The sequence below is a fragment of the Herbidospora sp. RD11066 genome (genome assembly GCF_054661255.1).
In genome coordinates, this window is the sequence record NZ_BAAGDO010000010.1 from 264,291 (window position 1) to 283,096 (window position 18,806).

The 18,806-nt window shown below is 71.1% G+C and carries 19 protein-coding genes; 11 read left to right on the forward strand and 8 right to left on the reverse strand.

Going from position 1 to position 18,806, the window contains the following annotated elements; genetic code table 11:
• Position 1: 1 nt before the first annotated feature.
• Positions 2-1,183, reverse strand: coding sequence for an ROK family transcriptional regulator (locus ACYQ78_RS32585; RefSeq protein WP_459804785.1), 1,182 nt, complete (start codon positions 1,181-1,183; stop codon positions 2-4).
• Between the two features lie 95 nt (positions 1,184-1,278).
• Here ACYQ78_RS32585 and ACYQ78_RS32590 point away from each other — a divergent pair, with 95 nt between their 5' ends.
• From ACYQ78_RS32590 to ACYQ78_RS32615, 6 genes are all read left to right on the forward strand, one after another.
• Entirely contained in the window at positions 1,279-3,489 is a 2,211-nt protein-coding gene (locus ACYQ78_RS32590; protein WP_459804786.1) for a HelD family protein, read from the forward strand.
• Positions 3,490-4,038: 549 nt separating this feature from the next.
• Positions 4,039-5,586 carry an apolipoprotein N-acyltransferase gene (gene lnt / locus ACYQ78_RS32595; RefSeq protein ID WP_459804787.1) on the forward strand — a complete coding sequence of 516 codons (1,548 nt, stop codon included), beginning with the start codon at positions 4,039-4,041 and terminating at the stop codon, positions 5,584-5,586.
• Positions 5,587-5,595: 9 nt separating this feature from the next.
• A complete protein-coding gene (locus ACYQ78_RS32600; RefSeq protein ID WP_459804788.1) occupies positions 5,596-6,339 on the forward strand; it encodes a polyprenol monophosphomannose synthase in 744 nt (247 codons plus the stop codon).
• 65 nt (positions 6,340-6,404) lie between these two features.
• A complete protein-coding gene (locus tag ACYQ78_RS32605; RefSeq protein ID WP_459804789.1) occupies positions 6,405-6,878 on the forward strand; it encodes an FxsA family protein in 474 nt (157 codons plus the stop codon).
• An 80-nt stretch (positions 6,879-6,958) separates the two neighbouring features.
• Positions 6,959-7,498 carry an RNA polymerase sigma factor gene (locus ACYQ78_RS32610; protein ID WP_459804790.1) on the forward strand — a complete coding sequence of 180 codons (540 nt, stop codon included), beginning with the start codon at positions 6,959-6,961 and terminating at the stop codon, positions 7,496-7,498.
• A 62-nt stretch (positions 7,499-7,560) separates the two neighbouring features.
• Entirely contained in the window at positions 7,561-8,466 is a 906-nt protein-coding gene (locus ACYQ78_RS32615) for a hypothetical protein (protein ID WP_459804791.1), read from the forward strand.
• 72 nt (positions 8,467-8,538) lie between these two features.
• On the opposite strand, the gene ACYQ78_RS32620 is transcribed toward ACYQ78_RS32615, so the two are convergent.
• The 6 genes from ACYQ78_RS32620 to ACYQ78_RS32645 all read right to left on the reverse strand — a co-directional run bounded on the left by ACYQ78_RS32620 (position 8,539) and on the right by ACYQ78_RS32645 (position 12,737).
• Positions 8,539-8,883: an RNA polymerase-binding protein RbpA gene (locus tag ACYQ78_RS32620; protein ID WP_030453745.1), complete on the reverse strand. Its 345-nt coding sequence runs from the start codon at positions 8,881-8,883 to the stop codon at positions 8,539-8,541.
• 147 nt (positions 8,884-9,030) lie between these two features.
• The gene (locus tag ACYQ78_RS32625; RefSeq protein WP_459804792.1) at positions 9,031-10,389 is read right to left on the reverse strand and encodes an MFS transporter; all 1,359 of its coding nucleotides are present in this window, start codon (positions 10,387-10,389) and stop codon (positions 9,031-9,033) included.
• 2 nt (positions 10,390-10,391) lie between these two features.
• Positions 10,392-11,186 (reverse strand): glycerophosphodiester phosphodiesterase, encoded by a 795-nt coding sequence (locus ACYQ78_RS32630; RefSeq protein ID WP_459804793.1) that lies wholly within the window; start codon positions 11,184-11,186, stop codon positions 10,392-10,394.
• Between the two features lie 53 nt (positions 11,187-11,239).
• Positions 11,240-11,785, reverse strand: coding sequence for a TrmH family RNA methyltransferase (locus ACYQ78_RS32635; protein WP_459804794.1), 546 nt, complete (start codon positions 11,783-11,785; stop codon positions 11,240-11,242).
• Positions 11,782-12,378 (reverse strand): class I SAM-dependent methyltransferase, encoded by a 597-nt coding sequence (locus ACYQ78_RS32640; RefSeq protein WP_459804830.1) that lies wholly within the window; start codon positions 12,376-12,378, stop codon positions 11,782-11,784. The genes ACYQ78_RS32635 and ACYQ78_RS32640 overlap by 4 nt, the downstream gene beginning before the upstream one ends.
• A 5-nt stretch (positions 12,379-12,383) precedes the next feature.
• Positions 12,384-12,737, reverse strand: a complete 354-nt coding sequence (locus tag ACYQ78_RS32645) for an STAS domain-containing protein (protein WP_459804795.1) — start codon at positions 12,735-12,737, stop codon at positions 12,384-12,386.
• A gap of 166 nt (positions 12,738-12,903) precedes the next feature.
• Between ACYQ78_RS32645 and ACYQ78_RS32650 the strand changes: the two genes are divergently transcribed.
• From ACYQ78_RS32650 to ACYQ78_RS32670, 5 genes are all read left to right on the forward strand, one after another.
• Positions 12,904-13,698, forward strand: coding sequence for an SGNH/GDSL hydrolase family protein (locus tag ACYQ78_RS32650; protein WP_459804796.1), 795 nt, complete (start codon positions 12,904-12,906; stop codon positions 13,696-13,698).
• 65 nt (positions 13,699-13,763) lie between these two features.
• Positions 13,764-14,474: a hypothetical protein gene (locus ACYQ78_RS32655; RefSeq protein ID WP_459804797.1), complete on the forward strand. Its 711-nt coding sequence runs from the start codon at positions 13,764-13,766 to the stop codon at positions 14,472-14,474.
• Complete coding sequence (locus tag ACYQ78_RS32660) at positions 14,392-15,948, forward strand: hypothetical protein (RefSeq protein ID WP_459804798.1); 1,557 nt, start codon at positions 14,392-14,394, stop codon at positions 15,946-15,948. Before ACYQ78_RS32655 ends, ACYQ78_RS32660 begins: the two co-directional genes overlap by 83 nt.
• 58 nt (positions 15,949-16,006) lie before the next feature.
• Positions 16,007-16,558 (forward strand): RNA polymerase sigma factor, encoded by a 552-nt coding sequence (locus ACYQ78_RS32665; RefSeq protein ID WP_459804799.1) that lies wholly within the window; start codon positions 16,007-16,009, stop codon positions 16,556-16,558.
• Positions 16,559-16,560: 2 nt separating this feature from the next.
• Positions 16,561-17,598 carry a CU044_5270 family protein gene (locus ACYQ78_RS32670; RefSeq protein WP_459804800.1) on the forward strand — a complete coding sequence of 346 codons (1,038 nt, stop codon included), beginning with the start codon at positions 16,561-16,563 and terminating at the stop codon, positions 17,596-17,598.
• Here the strand turns inward: ACYQ78_RS32670 and ACYQ78_RS32675 are convergent.
• On the reverse strand, positions 17,543-18,757 hold the full coding sequence (locus tag ACYQ78_RS32675; protein ID WP_459804801.1) for an MFS transporter: 1,215 nt from the start codon (positions 18,755-18,757) through the stop codon (positions 17,543-17,545). The genes ACYQ78_RS32670 and ACYQ78_RS32675 overlap by 56 nt on opposite strands.
• Positions 18,758-18,806 lie beyond the last annotated feature (49 nt).

An 18,806-nucleotide genomic window follows, 5' to 3' on the forward strand; every position in this document is an offset into this window, starting at 1 on the left:
TTCATCCTCCTTGAACGGTGGAGCCGAAAACCTCGTCGCGGACCGCGCCGAGTCCCAAGTGCAGCGCCCCGGTCAGGACCGGGTTGCCCCCGACGGCCGACAGCCGCAGCGGCGGCCGGGGCAGCGTGAGGGCGTGCAGTTCGCGTTCGGTCATCGACCGGAGCGTCTCGCCCCCGGCCAGCGGCATCCCGCCCGCCAGGACGATGACGTCGGGGTCGAGGACGGCCGTGATCGAGGCCAGCCCCATGGCGAGGCGCCGGGCGATCTCCCGCAGCCCCTCGGCGGCCTCCTCGGCGTGCCGCCCGCCCTCCTCGACGACCTGGACGGCGCGTTCCACCGCCTGCGCCGCGGACGTTCCACGGATGCCCCGGGCCCGCAGCAGCCGCAGCACCGCCGGGCCGCCCGCCAGGGCCTGGAAGCCGTGGTCGACCCGCTTGCCGACCTCACGCGCGGTCGGCGCGCCGACGGCCGGCATGTAGCCCACCTCACCGGCGCCGCCGGTGGCGCCCCGGTGGAGCCGTCCGCCCAGCACGATCGCCGAGCCGATGCCGGAGTCGACCCAGAGCAGCACGAAGTCGCCGTGGCCCCCGTGGTCGCGTTCGGCCAGCGCGACCAGGTTGACGTCGTTCTCCACGTCGACCGGCACGCCGATGCCCTCCGACAGGGTCGTGACGAGGTCGGGGATGTGCCAGCCCGGGATGTGGGCGGCGTAGCCGAGACGGCCGGTGCCCGGATCGACGGCGCCCTGGATGCCGATCACGACCCGGTTCACCGGGTGCGGCCAGGCGGCCTCCAGCGCGGTGCGGACCTTGTCGACCACGTCGCCGCCCGCCCGGCCGGGGGTCGGGAGCGTGGACGTACCGACGATCGAACCGGTGAGGTCGGCCACGGTGACCTCGACCCGGTCGCGGGTGACGTCGAGCGCGGCGACGTGGGCCGCCCCGGCGTTGATGCGGTAGAGCTCGGCGGTACGCCCCGGCAGGCCCTCGCGGATGCCGTCGAGGACGACCAGCCCGGCCTCCTGGAGGCGGAGCAGCAGCTGGGAGGCGGTCGGCTTGGACAGGCCCGTCAGGGCGCCCAGCTCGGGGCGGGTCAGCGGGCCCCGGTCGAGGAGGACCCGAAGCGCCGCGCGGTCGTTGATGGCCCGCAGCAGGCTGGGGGTCCCGGGGGTCGGCTGGCTCACTTTGGAGAAAGTAAAGAAACCTAACGAAATAGTCAATCGCCCGAAACCGCATCGTGACCGGTGGCCTTCGCGGTACGCGTAGAATCTATCGGCCTATGCCACAGTCATCCGCGCCCGAGCTGACCCGTGAACGCGACTACGTCGCCGGCCTCTACGACCGGCTCGACCTGTTGCGGGTGCGCACCCGCGGCCAGCTCGACGGCGTGCTCGCCCAGGGCGCGTTCGGCACCCACCAGAACCGGTCGGAACGCGACAACTTCGCCGTCATGTACTCCCAGCGCCTGGCCCGCCTGTGGGCCGTCGAGCGCGGCCTGTGCTTCGGCCGCCTCGACCTCGCGCCCGGAGCCGAGGAGACGCGTTTCTACATCGGCCGCATCGGCCTGACCGACGACGACCAGCAGCGCCTGCTCATCGACTGGCGGGCCCCGGTCGCCCAGCCGTTCTACCGCGCCACCCCGGCCGCGCCGATGGGCGTCACCCGCCGCCGCCACCTGCACATCAAGGACCGCACCGTCGTGTCGGTCGACGACGACCTGCTCGACCTCGACGGCCTGACCGCCGACGACCGCGCCACCCTGAACGGCGAGGCCGCCCTGCTGGCGGCCCTGTCGGAGACCCGCACCGGCCGCATGCGCGACATCGTGGCCACCATCCAGGCCGAACAGGACCGCATCATCCGGGGCGACCTGTCGGGCGTGATGGTCGTCCAGGGCGGCCCCGGCACCGGCAAGACCGTGGTCGCGCTGCACCGCGCGGCCTACCTGCTCTACACCTTCCGCGAGAAGCTCGAACGCCGCGGCGTGCTCATCGTCGGCCCCAACCTCACGTTCCTGCGCTACATCGAGCAGGTCCTGCCCTCGCTCGGCGAGACCGACGTGCTGCTGTCGACCGTGGGGGAGCTGTTCCCCGGAGTGGTCGCCAAGCGGGCCGAACCGGCCCCGGCGGCGGCGCTGAAGGGCGGCCTGCGGATGGCCGACGTGCTCGCCCGCGCCATCGCCGACCGGCAGCGGATGCCGGGTAAGCCGGTCGACATCCGGCTCGACCGCTACACCCTGCGGCTCGACCGCCAGACCTTCGAGGCGGCCCGCAACCGCGCGGTCAAGTCGCGCCGCCCGCACAACCAGGCCCGCTCGGTGTTCGTGCGTCACCTGCTCAACGCGCTGACCAAGCAGGCCGCCCGCCACCTCGGCCGGGGGATGCTGTCCGACGAGGACTTCGCCGACCTGCGCGAGGACCTGCGCACCGAGGAGCCGGTGAAGGCCGCGCTCAACAAGCTGTGGCCCTACCTGACCCCCCACCAGCTCCTCATCGGCCTGTTCACCGCCACCGAGCGCATGACCGCCGCGGGGCTCAGCCCCAAGGAGGCCGCGCTGCTGCTGCGCGAGGCCCCGCGCAAGGGCGAGCACTGGTGGAGCGAGGCCGACGTGCCGCTCCTCGACGAGGCCGCCGAACTGCTCGGCGACATCGACGAGGGCGTGCTGCGGGCCGCCCGCCGCGCCGAGCAGGAGCGCGAGGAGCAGCTCGCCTACGCCCGCGAGGTGCTCGAGATGACCGGCCTGGCCGACATCATGGACGCCGAGAAGTTCGCCGAACGCCAGCAGGCGGAAGAGGGATATCTCACAACCGCCGAGCGCGCGGCCAAGGACCGCACCTGGGCCTTCGGCCACGTGATCGTCGACGAGGCGCAGGAGCTGTCGGCGATGGCCTGGCGGACCCTCATGCGCCGCTGCCCGTCGCGGTCGATGACGATCGTCGGCGACATCGCCCAGACCGGTTCGGCCGCCGGCGCGCCGAGCTGGAAGTCGGTGCTCGACCCCTACGTGCAGGGCCGCTGGCGCGAGTCCCACCTGACGGTCAACTACCGTACCCCGGCCGAGCTGATGGCGGTCGCGGCCGAGGTCCTCACGCTGGTCGACCCGGCGCTCAAGGCGCCCGACTCGGTGCGTGAGAGCGGCGAGAAGCCGACCGCCGTCCGGACCGCCGACCTGGCCGGTGACCTGCCCGGGATCATCGAGCAGCAGAAGGTCCCCGACGGCCGGTTGGTCGTGATCGTCCCCGACGGCCTCGACGTCGGCATGCCCCACATGACCGGTCCCGAGGCGCTCGACGCCGAGGTGGCGGTGCTGACCGTGACCGAGGCGAAGGGCCTGGAATTCGACGCCGTCGTGGTGGTCGAACCGGCCAGGATCCTGGCCGAGTCGCCGCGCGGCGCGAGCGACCTTTACGTGGCCCTGACCAGGGCGACCCAGCGCCTTTGCGTCGTCCACACCGGACCGTTGCCCGAGGTGCTGGCGAGCCTCCGATAGCGGCCCTTGCCCCGACCTGTCCCACCTGCGAAAACTTGGCGTTCCCGCTGCTGGGGAGCTGGTTGACATCTGCGCTCAGGTCGGTAGTTTGCTGCGCAGTCCAGCACGGGACTGACCGGTTGGCCGTCCTCAGACATCGTCGGATTCCGCGTCCGTGACGAGCGTCACCCGCACTTCGGGGCGCTCTGTAGCTCAGCCAGGCGCGGCGCCGGCGTTTTTGTCGGGGCGGGGCACTCCATCCGGGTGGGGGGTTGGACCCGGGAAGGGTTTTGGCGCCCAGTAGACAACGGAACTCCGCGCCCGCCGCCGACGGGACGGAACCGGTCCGAAGGGCGCTCAGGGCTCTGAACCGTCTCGTGAGATGGGCCTGGGCACGTGGCACCCGTGCCTTGTGCGTAGCCGGATGGTCCTTGAGTTCTCCTGTGGCCACAGGAGAACTCAAGGACCATTGCCTTCCGCCCTCGGGTGTTCAAGTGCCTGTTTTGGGGCCTGCCGTCCGGCGCGGTACCGTTCCGACCAGCCCCTGTTCGGTCTGGTCGAAGGAGACGCGTGCTCGCAACGGCGCCCGAGAGGTCGACCGCCCCGGCGTTCGCCCCGCCCGTGTGGGGCCGGGCCGCGCTCGCCGTCGCCGGCGGCCTGCTGGTCTTCCTGGCCTTCCCGCCGCTGGGGCTGTGGTTCTGCGCCCCCTTCGGGGTCGCCGCACTGATCGCTTCCCTGTACGGCCTGCGCCCCCGCCGCGCCCTGTGGATCGGCTTCCTGGGGGGCGTCGCCTTCATGCTCCCCGCCATGGCGTGGGTCCGCCCCATCGGAGAAGACGCCTGGCTGGCCCTGGTCGCCATTGAGAGCGCTTTCTGGGCCGTCCAGGCACTCCTGGTGTCCCTGGTGGTCCGGCTCCGTCTGTGGCCCCTCTGGGCGGCCTGCCTCTGGGTGCTCCAAGAGTGGGGCCGCAGCACGTTCCCCGTCGGCGGGTTCCCCTGGGCCCGGCTGGCCTTCTCCCAGGGCACCGCGCCCTACCTGAAGTACGCCTCGCTCGGCGGCGCGCCGCTTGTAAGTTTCACCGTCGCGCTGACCGGCTGCCTGCTCGCCTACCTGGCCGTTCACCTGTTCACCCGCGACTACCGCGAGCGCGTGGTCGCCCTGACCGCCGCCGGGGTGGTAGCCCTACCGGTGGCGGGGATGCTCATCCCCCTCCAGGGCGACGAGGGCAAGACGGTGAACATCGGGGTGATCCAGGGCAGCGTGCCCGACAGGGAGGGGATCGGTTTCTCCGAGACCGAGCCCGCCGTCGTGCTGAAGAACCACGCCAACCAGACCCACAAGCTGGCCGAGGCGGTCAGGGCCGGGAAGTACCCCAAGCCCGACCTGGTGGTCTGGCCCGAGAACTCCACCGACATCGACCCCTACCGCAGCCCCGAGGCCGCCGCCATCATCGACGCGGCCGTGAAGGACGTCGGCGTGCCGGTGCTCGTGGGCGCCGTGGCGGCCGTCGGCGACGAGAACAGGGCCACCCGCAGCATCGTGTGGGACCCGGTCACCGGGCCCGGCGCCTACTACGACAAGCAGAAGCTGGTGCCGTTCGGGGAGTTCACGCCGTACAAGGACCTGGTTCTGAGCCTGTTCGAGCGGGCCAACCTCGTCGGCAAGCAGTCGCTCCCCGGTGACAGGCCCGGCGACCTCAAGATCGGGCCGATCACCGTCGGCGCGGTGAGCTGCTACGAGGTGGCCTTCGACACCATCGTCAACGGGACCGTCCGGGCGGGCGGCTCGCCGCTGGTGGTGCAGACCAACAACGCGACCTACGAGCTGTCGAACCTGCCGCCGCAGCAGCTCGCGATGTCGCGCATCCGCGCCGTGGAGCACAACCGGGCGGTGATCCCGGTCGCGACGACGGGCATCTCCGCGCACGTCGCCCCCGACGGGAGCATCCTGTGGGAGACGCCCGAACTGGTGGCGGCGATGAACGTGGTCACCGCGCAGGTGCGCACGCGTGACACCGTCGCCACTCGGGTAGGTGTGTGGCCCGAGATCATTTTGATGATCACGGGTGTGGGAGCAGTGGCCGCGGGCATCGCCGCGCGGCGGAGCCGACGGGACTAGGAGGAGCCGATGGACCGGAATCCAGGGCGCGTGCTCGTTATCGTTCCCACCTACAACGAACGCGACAACCTGCCGCGCATCGTCGAACGCCTGCGTTCCGCGCTGCCCGACGCCGACCTCCTGGTGGCCGACGACAACAGCCCCGACGGCACCGGCAAGGTCGCCGACGAACTCGCCGAGCGCGACGGCCACGTCCACGTGCTCCACCGGCCCGGCAAGCAGGGCCTGGGCGCCGCCTACATCGCCGGGTTCCAGTGGGGCCTCGACCGCGACTACGACGTGCTCGTGGAGATCGACGCCGACGGGTCCCACCAGCCCGAGGAGCTCCACAAGCTGCTCGCGGCCGTCGAGGGCGGCGCCGACCTGGCGATCGGGTCGCGGTGGGTGCCGGGCGGCAAGGTTATCAACTGGCCGCAGTCGCGCGAGTTCCTGTCGCGGGGCGCCAACACGTACACGCGGATCATGCTCGGCATGCCGGTGCGCGACGCGACCGCCGGATTCCGCGCCTACCGGGCCACCACCCTGCGCAAGATCGGCATCGAGGACGTCCAGTCGCAGGGCTACTGCTTCCAGGTCGACCTGACGCTGCGCACGGTCCGCGCGGGGCTGCGCATCACCGAGGTGCCGATCACCTTCGTCGACCGGGCCGTCGGGCAGAGCAAGATGAACCGCGACGTCATGACCGAGGCGCTGTGGCGCATCAGTGTGTGGGGCGTCACCGGTCTGCCGACGCGGTTTCGCCGTCGGCGTTAACGGGAACCCCGCTCCCGCGCGCAGGCGTTCCAACCCTCGTAGGCTCGCGTGTGGAGGTGTGGCGAATGCTGCGAATCGGGCTGTTCCTGGCGTTTCTCGTAGTGCCCGTGTTGGAGATCTGGCTGCTGATTCAGATCGGTGAGGTCATCGGCGGCTGGACCACTGTGGCGCTGCTGATCGCCGACAGCCTTTTGGGCGGCTGGCTGGTGCGGCGTGAGGGCCGCCGGGCCTGGGCCGCGCTGCAGAAGGCGATCGAGTCGGGCCGGATGCCCGACAAGGAACTCGCCGACGGCGCGCTGATCGTGGCCGGTGGCGCACTGCTGCTGACGCCCGGTTTCATCACCGACATCTTCGGGTTCTTCATGATCCTGCCGTTCACCCGGCCGATCGCCCGGCGCGGCGCGACCTGGTTCCTCGGGCGGCGCGTGAAGACCATGGCGGCCCGCTCACCCTACGCGCCGTTCATCTCCGGCATGCCGCAGCAGGAGCCCTCCGCCCGGCGCGAGAACGTGGTGCGCGGGGAGGTCGTCGACGACTGACGTGAACCCTCCGGGCGGCTCGCGGTGAAAGCAGGGCGTCAAGCCGCACCGCCCGAGAGGATCCCATGAGGGAGTCCGTCGTGACGGCCCGGGACAACGACCTCGTTCGCTTATCCCTGACCGACCCCGAGTGCTTCGCCGTCCTGTTCGACCGGCACGCACCCCATCTGCACGCCTACGTCGCCCGCCGATTAGGCCCCGACGTGGCCGACGACGTCGTCTCCGACACGTTCCTGGACGCCTTCCGCCGCCGCCACGCCTACGACCCGCACCGCGCCGACGCCCGGCCCTGGCTCTACGGCATCGCCTCCAACCTGATCGGCAAGCACCGCCGCAGGGAGACGGCCCGCTACCGCGCCTACACGCGCAGCGGCCCCGACGAGACGGTCGCCGCCCTCGTGGAGGAGGGCGTCACCACCCTGGCCGTGAACCGGCCGCTCCTGCGCGCCCTGGCCGCCCTCAAGCCGCGCGACCGCGACGTCCTGCTCCTCGTCGCCTGGGCCCAGTTCACCTACGACGAGGTGGCCGCCGCGCTGTCGATCCCCGCGGGGACGGTCCGCTCCCGCTTGAACCGCGCCCGGACCAAGGTCAGGACCGCGCTGGAGGCCGGCGATGCGTGACCTCACCGCTTTTACCCCCGGCCCGCAGGGGCGACCGGGATTCGATTCGGTGGAGGCCGCCGATGCGTGATCTTGAGATCCTGTTCGACCGGCCCCCGGCCTCCGAGGCCGACCTGGCGGACGCCCGTGCCCGGTTCATGGACAGGGCCGCGAAGAGCCGCCCCCGTGGGGGGAACCGGCTCAAGCCGCTGCTGGCGGCTCTGGTGACCGCTCTGCTGGCGCTGACCGCCGCCACGGTGCTCCGGCCCGCCCCGGCGGGCCCGCCCAGGCCTCCGTCGGCCAGGGAGATCCTTCTGCGGGCCGCAGAGGTCGCCGCCGCACAACCGCCGCCCAAGGCGGTGCCCGGTGGTGGCTTCTTCCACGTCGTCATGCGCACCCTGAACGTGAGCCCCGAGTCGCCGGGCGTCGTGGCGGCACGGGCGGACGAGTGGACGCCGGTGGACGGGACCGGCCGGTGGCTGCGCCGCCTCACCCCGCTCACCTCCACGCGGAGTCGCGCGGAATCGGAAACGGTGTATCCGCGGATGTGCGACCTGGAGAACCCGGTCGTCTGGTCGGCGGATCTCCAGGCCGAACTCACCGACTACGGCGTTTCGCGGCAGCCCGTGGGGGCCGTCTCCCGGCTGCTGTGGGCGACGCCTCCGTTCCCGGACCGCACCGCCCAGTTGCTGCGGATCGCCGCCGACCTGCCGGGGCTGACCGTCACCCGGGACATCCGGGACGCGGTGGGGCTGCCGGCGATCGCGGTCGGCGCCGCAGAGGGCGAGAACCGCGTGGAGATGGTCTTCGAAGCGGACACGTTGCGCTGGGTGGGGGATCGGCGGACGGCCGTCCACGAGCGGGGGCCATCGAAGGAGGGCGAGGTGACCTCCTCGCGGGCGATCCTGTCGGTCGAGACGGTGCCCTACTTCCCGCCCCGGAAGCCCGGCGTCGCGCGCGAGACCGGTCAGACCCTCGGGCCCTGCTGAGCGGGTCCGGACATGACAGGGCGCCCTCCGGATGAACCGGAGGGCGCCCTCGCGTCGGTGGTGGGATGGGGCCTATGCGCTCTTGCGCCGCTGTGCCCGCAGAATCGCCAGCCGCTCGTTCAGCACCTCTTCGAGGTCTTCGATCGAGCGCCGCTCCAGCAGCATGTCCCAGTGAGTGCGTGGGGGCTTGGCCTTCTTCTGCTGGGGCTGCTCGGCGTCGACCCTGAGCGCGGGGGAGCCGCAGTGACGGCACTCCCAGCTCGCGGGGATCTCGGCCTCAGCGGCCAGTGGAACGGTGGTGTGGTGACCCCTGGGGCAGGTGTAGGACACCTCCTGGCGGGGTGCCAGATCGGTGTTGCGGTCGTTCTCGTAGCTGGTCGCGCCGAGCCGGGTACCGCGAAGTGCACGCTCGCCCATGTTCTAAGCCTCCTGAGGTCCCCCTATACGACGACAGCTATAGAGGGGTTGGTCTCCACCGGGTACAACGCCTGATACCGTGTGTGGATTCCCACCCAAGACGTGATCCAATCGCGCTTTTTCCGGCGCTCGTGAACCGATTCGCCGTCAAATCCGTTCTGGCACGTCGTTGCCCGCGGCTCTGATCGCCTTCGGCAGGTTCACGGTGGCGAGCAGCACCCCGCCGATCACGAAGAAGATCACCAGCGAGACGATGCCGTACCGGTAGCTGTCGGTCAGCTGCAGGGCCAGGCCCAGGGTGAAGGATCCGATGAGTGTCGCACCCTTGTCACTGATCTCGTAGAGGCTGTAATACTCGGCTTCCCGCCCCTTCGGGATCACGTGGGAGAACAACGACCTCGACAGGGCTTGTGTTCCCCCCATCACGATCGCGATCGCGAAGCCCAGGGCGAAGAACAGCAGAGGCTGCTCCGGCGGCACGAAGTAGGCGGCCGCCACGACGCCGCACCAGGCCACCAGCGACCAAAGCACGGTCTTGCGGGTGCCGACCCGGACCGCGACCCGGCCGAGCAGGATCGCGCCGAAGAACGCCACGAACTGGACCATGAGGATCGCGCCGATGCGGGTGGTCTCGTCGAGGCGGAGCTCCTGGTCGGCGTAGGTGGCCGAGAAGCTGATGACCGTCTGCACACCGTCGTTGTAGGCGATGTAGGCGAGCAGGAACACCAGCGTCAGCGGATAGCGGGTGATCAGGTCGCGGACGGTGAGCCCGAGCTGCCGCACGCTGAGCCCGACGGCCTTCACCGCGCCCTCGTCCGAGGCGCCCTCGCCGCGCCGGTTGCGCAGCCGCAGCAGCGGGATGATCGTGAACGCGCCCCACCACAGGCCCGCGGAGGCCAGCGCGAGCCGGACGGCCGTGCCGGTCTCCATGCCGAGCGCCTCGGCGTTGAGGAACAGCCCCAGGTTGATCACCAGCAGCAGGCCGCCGCCCAGGTAGCCGAAGCCCCAGCCGCGCGCCGACACGCTGTCGCGTTCCTCGGGCGTGGCGATCTGTGGCAGGAAGGAGTTGTAGACCACCATCGCCGCCGCGAAGCTGACCTGGCCGACGATGAACAGGACACCGCCCAGGATGTACGCCCCGTCGGCGACGAACCACATGAACAGGGTGGCCGCCGACCCCAGGTAGGCGAAGAACCCCATGATCTCTTTCTTGCGCCCGGTGTGGTCGGCCAGCGCCCCGGCCAGCAGCATCACGATGATCTGGCAGACCGCCGCCACGCCGACCACGAACGAGTAGTAGGCCGAGGGCCGCACGTCGAAGCCGATCACGTCGACGAACGGCGCCCCGTTGGCGGCCGTCTCGGCGATGTCGGTCAGGTAGGGCCCGAGGAAGACGGTCATCACCGTGGTGGGGAAGGCCGAGTTGGCCCAGTCGTACCAGTACCAGCCCTTTTGCTCGCGGACTCTGGCCTGCGGGCTCTCGTCGATGACCTGGGGGGAAGCCATGCTCACTCGCTCTCAGGAGGGCGCCACTGGCCGCGTGAGGTCAGGACCTCGCGCAGCCCGGTGATGTTGTCGGTCATGATCCCGTCGACCCCGAGGTCGAGCAGGCGTTCCATGGTGGGACGGTCGTCGATGGTCCACACGTGGACCTGCACGCCGATGGAGTGGGCGGTGGCGACGAATTTCGGGGTGACCACGCGCAGCCCGCGCCACCCGACGGGCACCTGCGCGCACGGCACGCCCGACCGGGCCAGCCCGGCCAGCAGCCGCCCGTAGCCGCCGCGGGCCGAGGCGGTGCGCAGCGCCGCGACCTGGCGCGGCCCCATCGCCGAGCACACCTGCGGCCCGCACGCCTTCCTGGCCTGCGCCAGCCGCATGTCGGAGAAGGAGGTCAGGCAGACCCGGTCGGCCGCCCCGGTGCGCCGCAGCACCTTCGCCAGCGGCACGATCGCCGGCGACTCCTTCACGTCGATGTTGACCCGCACCTCGGGCCAGGTGCCGAGCAGGTCCTCCAGCAGCGGGATCTCGTCGACCCCGCCGATGCGGGCCTTGGCGACCTCGGTGTAGGGCAGCCGGGAGATCCGCCCGCGCCGGTCGGTGACCCGGTCGAGGGTGTGGTCGTGGAAGGCCACGAGAACGCCGTCGGCCGTGGCGTGCACGTCGGTCTCCAGGTAGGAGTAGCCCATCGCGACGGCCTTCTCGAAGGCCGCCATCGTGTTCTCCCGCCCTTCGGCGGCGCCGCCCCGATGGGCGAACGCCAGCGGGCCGGGATGATCGAGGAAGGCGAACCGTCGCTGCACGAGCGTGAGTATGCCCGGTGTGCGAGCCCCGTTCCAGCAAGGACGGGTGAACGCTAGAGGGCGGCCCATTCCTGGCGGCGCGCCTCGGCCAGCGCGATGGCCGCCGCGACCGCGACGTTGAACGAACCCACCCGCCCGACCTGCGGGATGTAGGCGACCGCGTCGGCGGCCTCCAGCACGGCGGGGGAGCACCCGTGGTCTTCGCTGCCGACCACCAGGCACACGTCGCCGGTGAGCTTGGCCTCGTGGAGCGGGAGGGCGTCTCCGGTGAGCTCGACCGCCACGATCGTGAAGCCGTCTTCCTTCGCCGCCTTCATCGCCTGGGCGGCCGGGACCGGTTCGTGCCACTCGACGAGCCGGTCGGTGCCCAGCGCGGTCTTCTGCGCCTTCGGGTTGGTGGGCGGGGTCGCGTTGCCGGCCAGCCAGATGACGTCGACGCCGAACGCGGCGGCCGTACGGAAGATGGAACCGATGTTGAACGGCCCGGTGACCGATTCGACGATCATCCCGAGGCGGCCTGCCGTGTTACGGCGCCAGGTGCGGTTGAGCCGCTTGACGTCGGTCGGGCGGAGCTGGCGGCGCGGGTTCGGGGTGGTCATCGAGGAGTCACTTTCAGGATGCGGTAGGCGGCGCGGGCGGCGTGGCGGGTGGCTCCGTAGCCCTGGTCGGTGAGCCACTTCTGGAGGGAGTCGGAGCCGAGGTGCTTCTGGACGACGAGGTAGGCGGCCCCGTCGGGGAGGAGCCGGTCGAGCCAGCGGGTGAGCATGGCGTGGAGGGCGGGCTTGCCGATGCGGATGGCCGGGTTCGACCAGATCGCCGAGAACCGCACGTCTTCGGGCATCTCGTCGGCGTGCACGCACCTTACTTTGTTAAGGGCGGCGGCCGCGGCGTTGCGCTCGGTGAGGTCGAGGGAGCGCCGGTTGACGTCCACCGCCCAGACGGTCGCCTGCGGCGACCGGGTCGCCATCGTGAGGGCGATCGGGCCGTAGCCGCAGCCCAGGTCGAGCAGGTCACCCGACGATGGTGGGGGCGGCACGGTCTCCAGGAGGATCTTGGTGCCGGTGTCGACGCGGTCGGGGGAGAACACGCCCCTGTCGGTCTCGAGCCGCAGGTGCAGATCGGGCAGCACCAGGGTGACCGTGGCGGGGCGGCTCTCGGCCTGCGGCCGTTCGTCGAAGTAGTGCACGGCCAGGAACGTTACCCGAGCTTTCGGGGGAGAGCGGTGTCGAAGAGCCCGGTGAGGGCGGCGTCCACGTTCCGGTGGCAGGGGAGCCGCCCCGTCATGCCCATCACGGTGAGGACGCGTTCGACCTGTCCGCCCAGGCCCGCGATGGCCTTGCGGCCCGGCCCGACCGACTTCGCGACGAACGCGGCGAACAGCAGCCGGATGCCCGCGCTGTCGATGAACGTGACCTCCGAGAGGTCGAGCACAAGACCGGAGCCGTCCACGCCGGCGATGCGCTCGCGCAGGGCGCCCGCGGTCATGGTGTCGAGGTCTCCGGACACGGCCAGGACGGTCACCGTCCCGCGCCGGTAGGACGTGATCTCCATGGGTCCCCCATGTCGGTATCGTCCACGATTCTGCTCCTTCGACCGGACGGGGGCAACGGAACCCCGATCTCACCGTGCCTTAAGACGCGTGTCACCTGACCGGTGGCCAGCGGAAAAGCTCACCTGATGCGATCACCCTGCATCACATTGAGCTCCAGGAGCCGGCATGAGCTATCTCCGCTACGTCGCCGTCGGCGACAGCCAGACCGAGGGTCTTCTCGACGGTGACGAGTCGATCGGCTACCGGGGCTGGGCCGACCGGTTCGCCGAGCTGCTCGCCGTGCACCATCCCGGCCTCCAGTACGCCAACCTCGCCATCAGGGGCCACCGCACCCGCCACGTCAGGTCGCTCCAGCTCGACCCGGCGCTGGCGATGCGGCCCGACCTGGTCACCGTCATGGTCGGAATGAACGATCTGGTGCGCCCGGGGTTCGACGTCGACGCCGTCATGGCCGATCTCGACGCCGTGTACGCCGCCTTCGCGAACTGCGGGGCGACCATCCTCACCTTCACCTATCCCGACGTCACCCGCATCTCGGCGATGACCCGGCACCTGCGGCCCAAGCTGCTGGAGTTCAACCGGCGGATCCGCGAGTCGGCGCGGCGCCTCGGCGTGATCGTGGTCGACACGGAGGCGTACGAGATCGGGGTCGACCCCCGGCTGTGGAGCCGCGACCGGGTGCACGCCACCCCGCTGGGGCACTCGCTGATCGCGGCGGGCGCGGCGCACGCGCTCGGGCTGCCCGGCGCCGACGAGTCGTGGGCCGAGCCGCTGCCGCCGCTGAAGACGCCGGGGCGGCTGGCCTGCTACCGAGCGGAACTGGTGTGGGTCACCACGTTCCTCGGGCCGTGGCTGGTCCGGCGGCTGACCGGGCGGTCGTCGGGCAACGGGCGGTTCGCCAAGCGGCCCGACCTGACCGAGGTCGTCGTGAGCGAGGAGCGCACGCCGCTCTATCCGTGAGGTAACCACCACCGTCCGGAATCGGGCGTTTACCTGGCTTCGTGTCGTGTGAGCTGTGTGGTGGTGTGACCGAATACGTCCCTGGGGGTGGCGGGATGCGCTGCCCGTCGTGCCGGGACTTCCGGCCTCTCGCGGTGGCCGGGCCCGCGGTCCGGCGGCCGGTGGAGGCGCTGCGCGGGCGCCTGCCGGTGACCCTCGCCGACGAGCGGCGGGTGGTCTGCCCCCGGTGCTCGACCGTGTCGAGACCCGCGCTGCTGTCGACGCGGTGCCCGGCGTGCGCGACGCCGATCGTGCGGGAACTCGGTGGGGAGGTGCGGCCGGGGGCGCTGGTGCCGTTCGTGGTCGACCGGGAGCGCGCGGTGCGGGCTCTGGGGGTCTCGCCGGTCACGGCGGTGTTCGTGCCGGTCTGGGTGTTCGACCTGGTGGCCGTGGCCCGCCGGTTCACCGACGTTGTGGTGCCGGGGGTGAAGGGCTACCGGCCCGCGAGGCTGCCCGCGCCGACGGTGCCGTTCCGGGCCGAATACCTGTCGGGGGTGGCGACGCTGCGCTACACCGTCCCGCTCGGGCGGGCCCTCGACCGGGCCAAGGCCTCGGTGGGCTCGTCCGGCACCACGTACTCCTCGGTCGAGGGGGATCTGGTCCTGCTGCCGTACTGGATCGGCGGGCGGTTTTTCGCGATGCCATTATGTGCCGGTGCACATCACCGCAATGGCCTTCCACCAGGGCGAACTCGTCGTCGCCGACGAGAGGTCACCGGCCCGTGGTCTGGCGAGTGACGGGAACCGTCTTTTCGGGGTGGACGGCCAGGCGGTGTTCGTCCGAGACGGCGCCCACGCCGATCTGGGGCATCCGGTCCACTCGATCGCGGTCACCGCGAAGAACGTGTGGGTCGCCGGTGACACCCATCTGTTCCGGCTGACCCCCGATCTGGCCGTCGAGTGGGCCGTCGAGCTCCCCGGCGGGGTCACGACCGACTTCGACGCCTCGGAGAGGCGCGTCGTGGTGGTCAAGGACCGGCGGACGGTGCACCTGTTCGACGGGCGGAACGGGGCCGCGCTGGCGAACTGGCGGCGGGGCGGTGATGATGTACAGAACCTCTCGGTGCGGTTCGGGGCGAAGCCCGATCAGCTCTACCAGACGGTGAACCGCGGCTCACAGCTCAAGCTGGTGTCGGCGAAGAGCGGCAGGGCGGTCGGCGCGAACTCCTGGGGGCACCCGATGCCCAGCCCCTGGGCGGGGCCGATGGTCCGCCACGGCGACCTGATCGCGATCCTCCAGAACGGCACCGACGTGCTGGTCTGGGACCGTTCGACCGACGCGGCGGTGTTCTTCGCCTCCGGCGGGAACCCGGTCGTCGCCATGGCCCTGTCGAAGACGCAGATCGCGCTGGGCGACCGTGACGGTGGCGTGGTGATCCACGACCTGCGTCACCCGCCGGGCTGCGTGGGCTGGACCCGCTGGCCGGGGAGGTTCGCGCACGGCACCCGCGACGGCGAGACCTGGATCGTCAGGAACGGGATTCTGGCCAGGCTCGATTTCGCCGATCCCGACCGCCTGGAAGGTATCGCCCTTGAGGACTTCCCCGAACTGGACGCCACCGCCGAGCTGATCTTCCACGACGACCTCGTCGTGCTGCCGGCCTACCGTGAGGTCGCCGCCTGGGACGCGGCCACGGGCCGGCGAGCTTGGCGGACCGAGACCCCCGGCCTGCGCGGCGGGATCCACCGGACCGCCGAGACCCAGCCGTTCCGCGACCGCTTCCCGCTGTGGCGGGTCGACCTGCCGACGGGCGCGCTGGTCGAACTGGGTGAGGTCGTCGTCGGCGACGTCGGGCCGGGCCCGGTCAACTGGGCGAGCCTGCGCGCCGTCGGGCCGCATCTGATCGCGGTCATCGAGGGATCGCCGAAGCGGGCGTTCCTCGTCGAGGACCTGAGGATGGGACGCGCGGTCCGGCCGTCCCTGGCGCAGCGCAGGCACCACGACGGCCGGATCTTCGACGACGGGGAGATCGTCGACCTCGCCACCGGCGAGTGCCGCCCCGTTCCCGCACGGATCCGGTGGCACCGCGAACTCGACGACGGACGGCTGGTCGGCTGGGACCACCAGGCCCACCGCGTCACCATCGCGGGCACGGACGGCTCCCTCGTCGGCCATGCCGGGCACGGCTCCCACGTGCACACTTTCCTGTTTTCGGCTGGCCTGATACTCACGGTGGACATGGGTGGATACGTGCGAACCTGGAGGTCGTGAAAGCGATGGGGCGCATCGGGCTATACCCGATGACAGTTCCCCTACCGAGAGGCGACACATGACGGCAGACCTACGGCCGTCCCTGGCGGAGCCCGAACGATTCGCCGCGATCTTCGATGCCCACTTCGCGGAGATCCACCGTTACGTCGCCGGCCGCCTGGGCCCGAGCGCCGCCGAGGACGTCGTCTCCGACACGTTCCTCCAGGCGTTCCGGCACCGTGACCAGTACGACCCCGACCGTGGCGCGGTCCGCTCCTGGCTCTACGGCATCGCCACCAACCTGATCAGCCACCGCCGCCGGGCCGAGCTGCGCGCGCTGCGCGCCATGGCCCGTCAACCGGCCGAGACCTTCACCGAAGGCCCGGAGAACCGGGTCGTCACCAGCGTCACCGCACGCGCCTTCCAACCTGAGCTGGCCAAGGCCATAGCCGAGCTCAACGACGGCGACCGCGACGTGCTGCTGCTGGTGGCCCTGGCCGAACTGACCCACGAGGAGGTCGCCGACGCGCTCGGCATCCCCTACGGCACCGTCGGCTCCCGCCTGAGCCGCGCCCGCAAGAAGGTCCGGGCCGCGCTCGGCGACAGCAACCCCCTCACGAAGGAAGCATGACCATGGACGACCTCAAGATCGTGCGCGAGGCCTACGGGGAGCCCCGGCCCGACGCGCAGCTCAAGGCCCGCATCGAAGCCCGTCTCGCGGCCGAGACCCGGCCACGCCGCAAGCGCTGGCCCGTGTTCGTCCCGGCGGGCCTGCTCGCCGCGGCGGCGGCGGTGCTCTCTCTTCTGTACGTCCAGAGCCCGCCCCCGCCCGTCGCGCAGAAACCGGCCGAACTGTCGGCCAGGTCGATCCTCCTGGCGGCGGCCGAGACCGCGGCCACCTCACCCGAAGGGAGGTACTGGCGCCTGCACATGATCCAGAGCGTGACCGGGGTGGTGGCGGGCGGGGAGCCGTACACGATCCTGGCCTCTCAGCAGTTCGACCGCTGGGCGGCGAAGGAGGGCACCGAGAACATCTACCAGCGCGAGCTGGCCGCCAAGCCCCTGGGCGAGCAGGACGAGGCGGCCTGGAAGCAGGCCGGTTCGCCGGACACCTTCAAGGTCGCCAACAACGACGACTCCATCACCTACCGCACCACCGACGGCCCTTGGGACGAACGGGTCGTCACCGAAGAAGACCTGGCGCAGGCGAAGGAGATGTGCGAAAAGCCGGAATTCCGGGAGAAGTGCCGCCGGGTCCCCGACAGCGCTCCCCTGAAGGAGCGGATGTTCCCCCGCGAGGGCGGCAGCGTGGCCAACAAGATCCAGCAGGCCTACGTCTTCCTCATCGAGGCGCCCGTCTCGCCGGAGGAGCGCGCGGAGGCGTTCCGGCTGCTCGCCGAGGTCCCCGGAGTCCGTTCGAAGTCCGATGTCACCGCCCCTGACGGGCGCAAGGGCGTGGCGATCGTCGGCGACGGCGAGATGATCGACGGCAGCGGCGTGACCTTCGAGTACGAGATGATCTTCGACCCGAAGACCAGCACCGTCATCGGCGACCGCATGACGATCACCGCGGGCACCTACCGAGGCCTGACGGGCCTGCTCAACGAGAGCACGATCAAGTCGGCGGGCTGGACGGAGGCCAGCCCTTCCGCAGGAGGACAAGGGTCGTGACGACGCTGCCGATTCCCGTCAGGGCGATGGCGTGGCCGACCGTGAGGAACTCCGCGACCCCGCCGAAGACGAGGGGCCCGATCCCCTGAACGGTCATCGTGGTGGTGTTGAGCACCGCGAACCCCTGACCCTGGAGAGCTGAGGGGACCGCCTCCAGGAAGCGTCGTTGCAGGCCGAGCAGGTAGGCGGAGCCGATGCCGGTGACGACGTACAGGGCGACGGCGACCGGATGCGGCGGGTCGAGGACGATCGCGATCGGCGGCGTCCCCATGACCAGCAGCAGCGGCGGCACCAGCCGCTCCCGGACGGCGGGCGCGAACGCCCGGCCCACCACGATGTCCCCGGCCAGCATCCCGGCCGACGTGGCCGCCAGCAGCAGCCCGGTCTCCACCGGACCGAACCCCCGCTGCTCGGAGTACGGGATGAGCAGACTGCCCGCCGCGGCGAGATACGCGGCGGGCAGGCACTGCACCAGGATCAGCCTGGCGACGCCGGGCGCGGCGAACAGCGCGGCGTTCCCCTGCAACGTCCTACGCACGATCGAACCCGCCGATCGTTCCGGGCGCTCGGTCCGGGCCAGGAACAGGCGGCTGATCACCAGGGCGAGCAGATGCGCTCCGGCGGTGAGCAGCATCGTCCACTCCACACCCAGCGTCGCGACCAGCGCGCCGCCCGCCGCCATGCCGACCAGCTGCGCGCCGACGGCGACGAGGTAGTTCAGCGAACGCCCGAGCACGTAGGTGTCACCGGTGAGGATCCCGGCCAGCACTCTTCCCGCCGCGCCGGTGATGACCGGGGTCAGGCAGGCGACGGCGGCGACGAGAACCAGGCCGAGCCCGATGGGGAGCCTTCCGGACGCCAGCAGCAGGCCGACCGCGGCCTGGAGGGCGTAGCCGGAGGTGATGAGGGTCCTGGGCGGGAAACGGTCGGCCATCGCGGCGAGGAACAGGCCACCGGCGGCCTGGGGCAGGAACCCGATCGTGAACGCGACCGCCGTGAGCAGCGGCGAGCTGGTCCGGTCGAAGACCAGGACCGCCAAGGCGACCGATCGCAGGGTGTCGGACATGACGCCGAGCAGGCGCGCGGCGAACAGGGCCCGGAATTGGGCGACCGCGAAGACCTGGCCGTAGGTGGCCTTCGTCGTGAACTCGTCGGTCATCGGTGGAGATGCTCCGAAAGGCGGCCGGTCTTCTGGCCGACGGCCACGT

What these genes read in the sequence shown, in the direction of transcription:
- ACYQ78_RS32590 (WP_459804786.1), top strand. Translation starts at nt 1,279, where the DNA reads ATGCCACAGTCATCCGCGCCCGAGCTGACCCGTGAACGCGACTACGTC.
- ACYQ78_RS32600 (WP_459804788.1), top strand. Translation starts at nt 5,596, where the DNA reads ATGGACCGGAATCCAGGGCGCGTGCTCGTTATCGTTCCCACCTACAAC.
- ACYQ78_RS32605 (WP_459804789.1), top strand. Translation starts at nt 6,405, where the DNA reads ATGCTGCGAATCGGGCTGTTCCTGGCGTTTCTCGTAGTGCCCGTGTTG.
- ACYQ78_RS32615 (WP_459804791.1), top strand. Translation starts at nt 7,561, where the DNA reads ATGCGTGATCTTGAGATCCTGTTCGACCGGCCCCCGGCCTCCGAGGCC.
- ACYQ78_RS32620 (WP_030453745.1), bottom strand. Translation starts at nt 8,883, where the DNA reads ATGGGCGAGCGTGCACTTCGCGGTACCCGGCTCGGCGCGACCAGCTAC.
- ACYQ78_RS32625 (WP_459804792.1), bottom strand. Translation starts at nt 10,389, where the DNA reads ATGGCTTCCCCCCAGGTCATCGACGAGAGCCCGCAGGCCAGAGTCCGC.
- ACYQ78_RS32635 (WP_459804794.1), bottom strand. Translation starts at nt 11,785, where the DNA reads ATGACCACCCCGAACCCGCGCCGCCAGCTCCGCCCGACCGACGTCAAG.
- ACYQ78_RS32645 (WP_459804795.1), bottom strand. Translation starts at nt 12,737, where the DNA reads ATGGAGATCACGTCCTACCGGCGCGGGACGGTGACCGTCCTGGCCGTG.
- ACYQ78_RS32650 (WP_459804796.1), top strand. Translation starts at nt 12,904, where the DNA reads ATGAGCTATCTCCGCTACGTCGCCGTCGGCGACAGCCAGACCGAGGGT.
- ACYQ78_RS32665 (WP_459804799.1), top strand. Translation starts at nt 16,007, where the DNA reads ATGACGGCAGACCTACGGCCGTCCCTGGCGGAGCCCGAACGATTCGCC.
- ACYQ78_RS32670 (WP_459804800.1), top strand. Translation starts at nt 16,561, where the DNA reads ATGGACGACCTCAAGATCGTGCGCGAGGCCTACGGGGAGCCCCGGCCC.
- ACYQ78_RS32675 (WP_459804801.1), bottom strand. Translation starts at nt 18,757, where the DNA reads ATGACCGACGAGTTCACGACGAAGGCCACCTACGGCCAGGTCTTCGCG.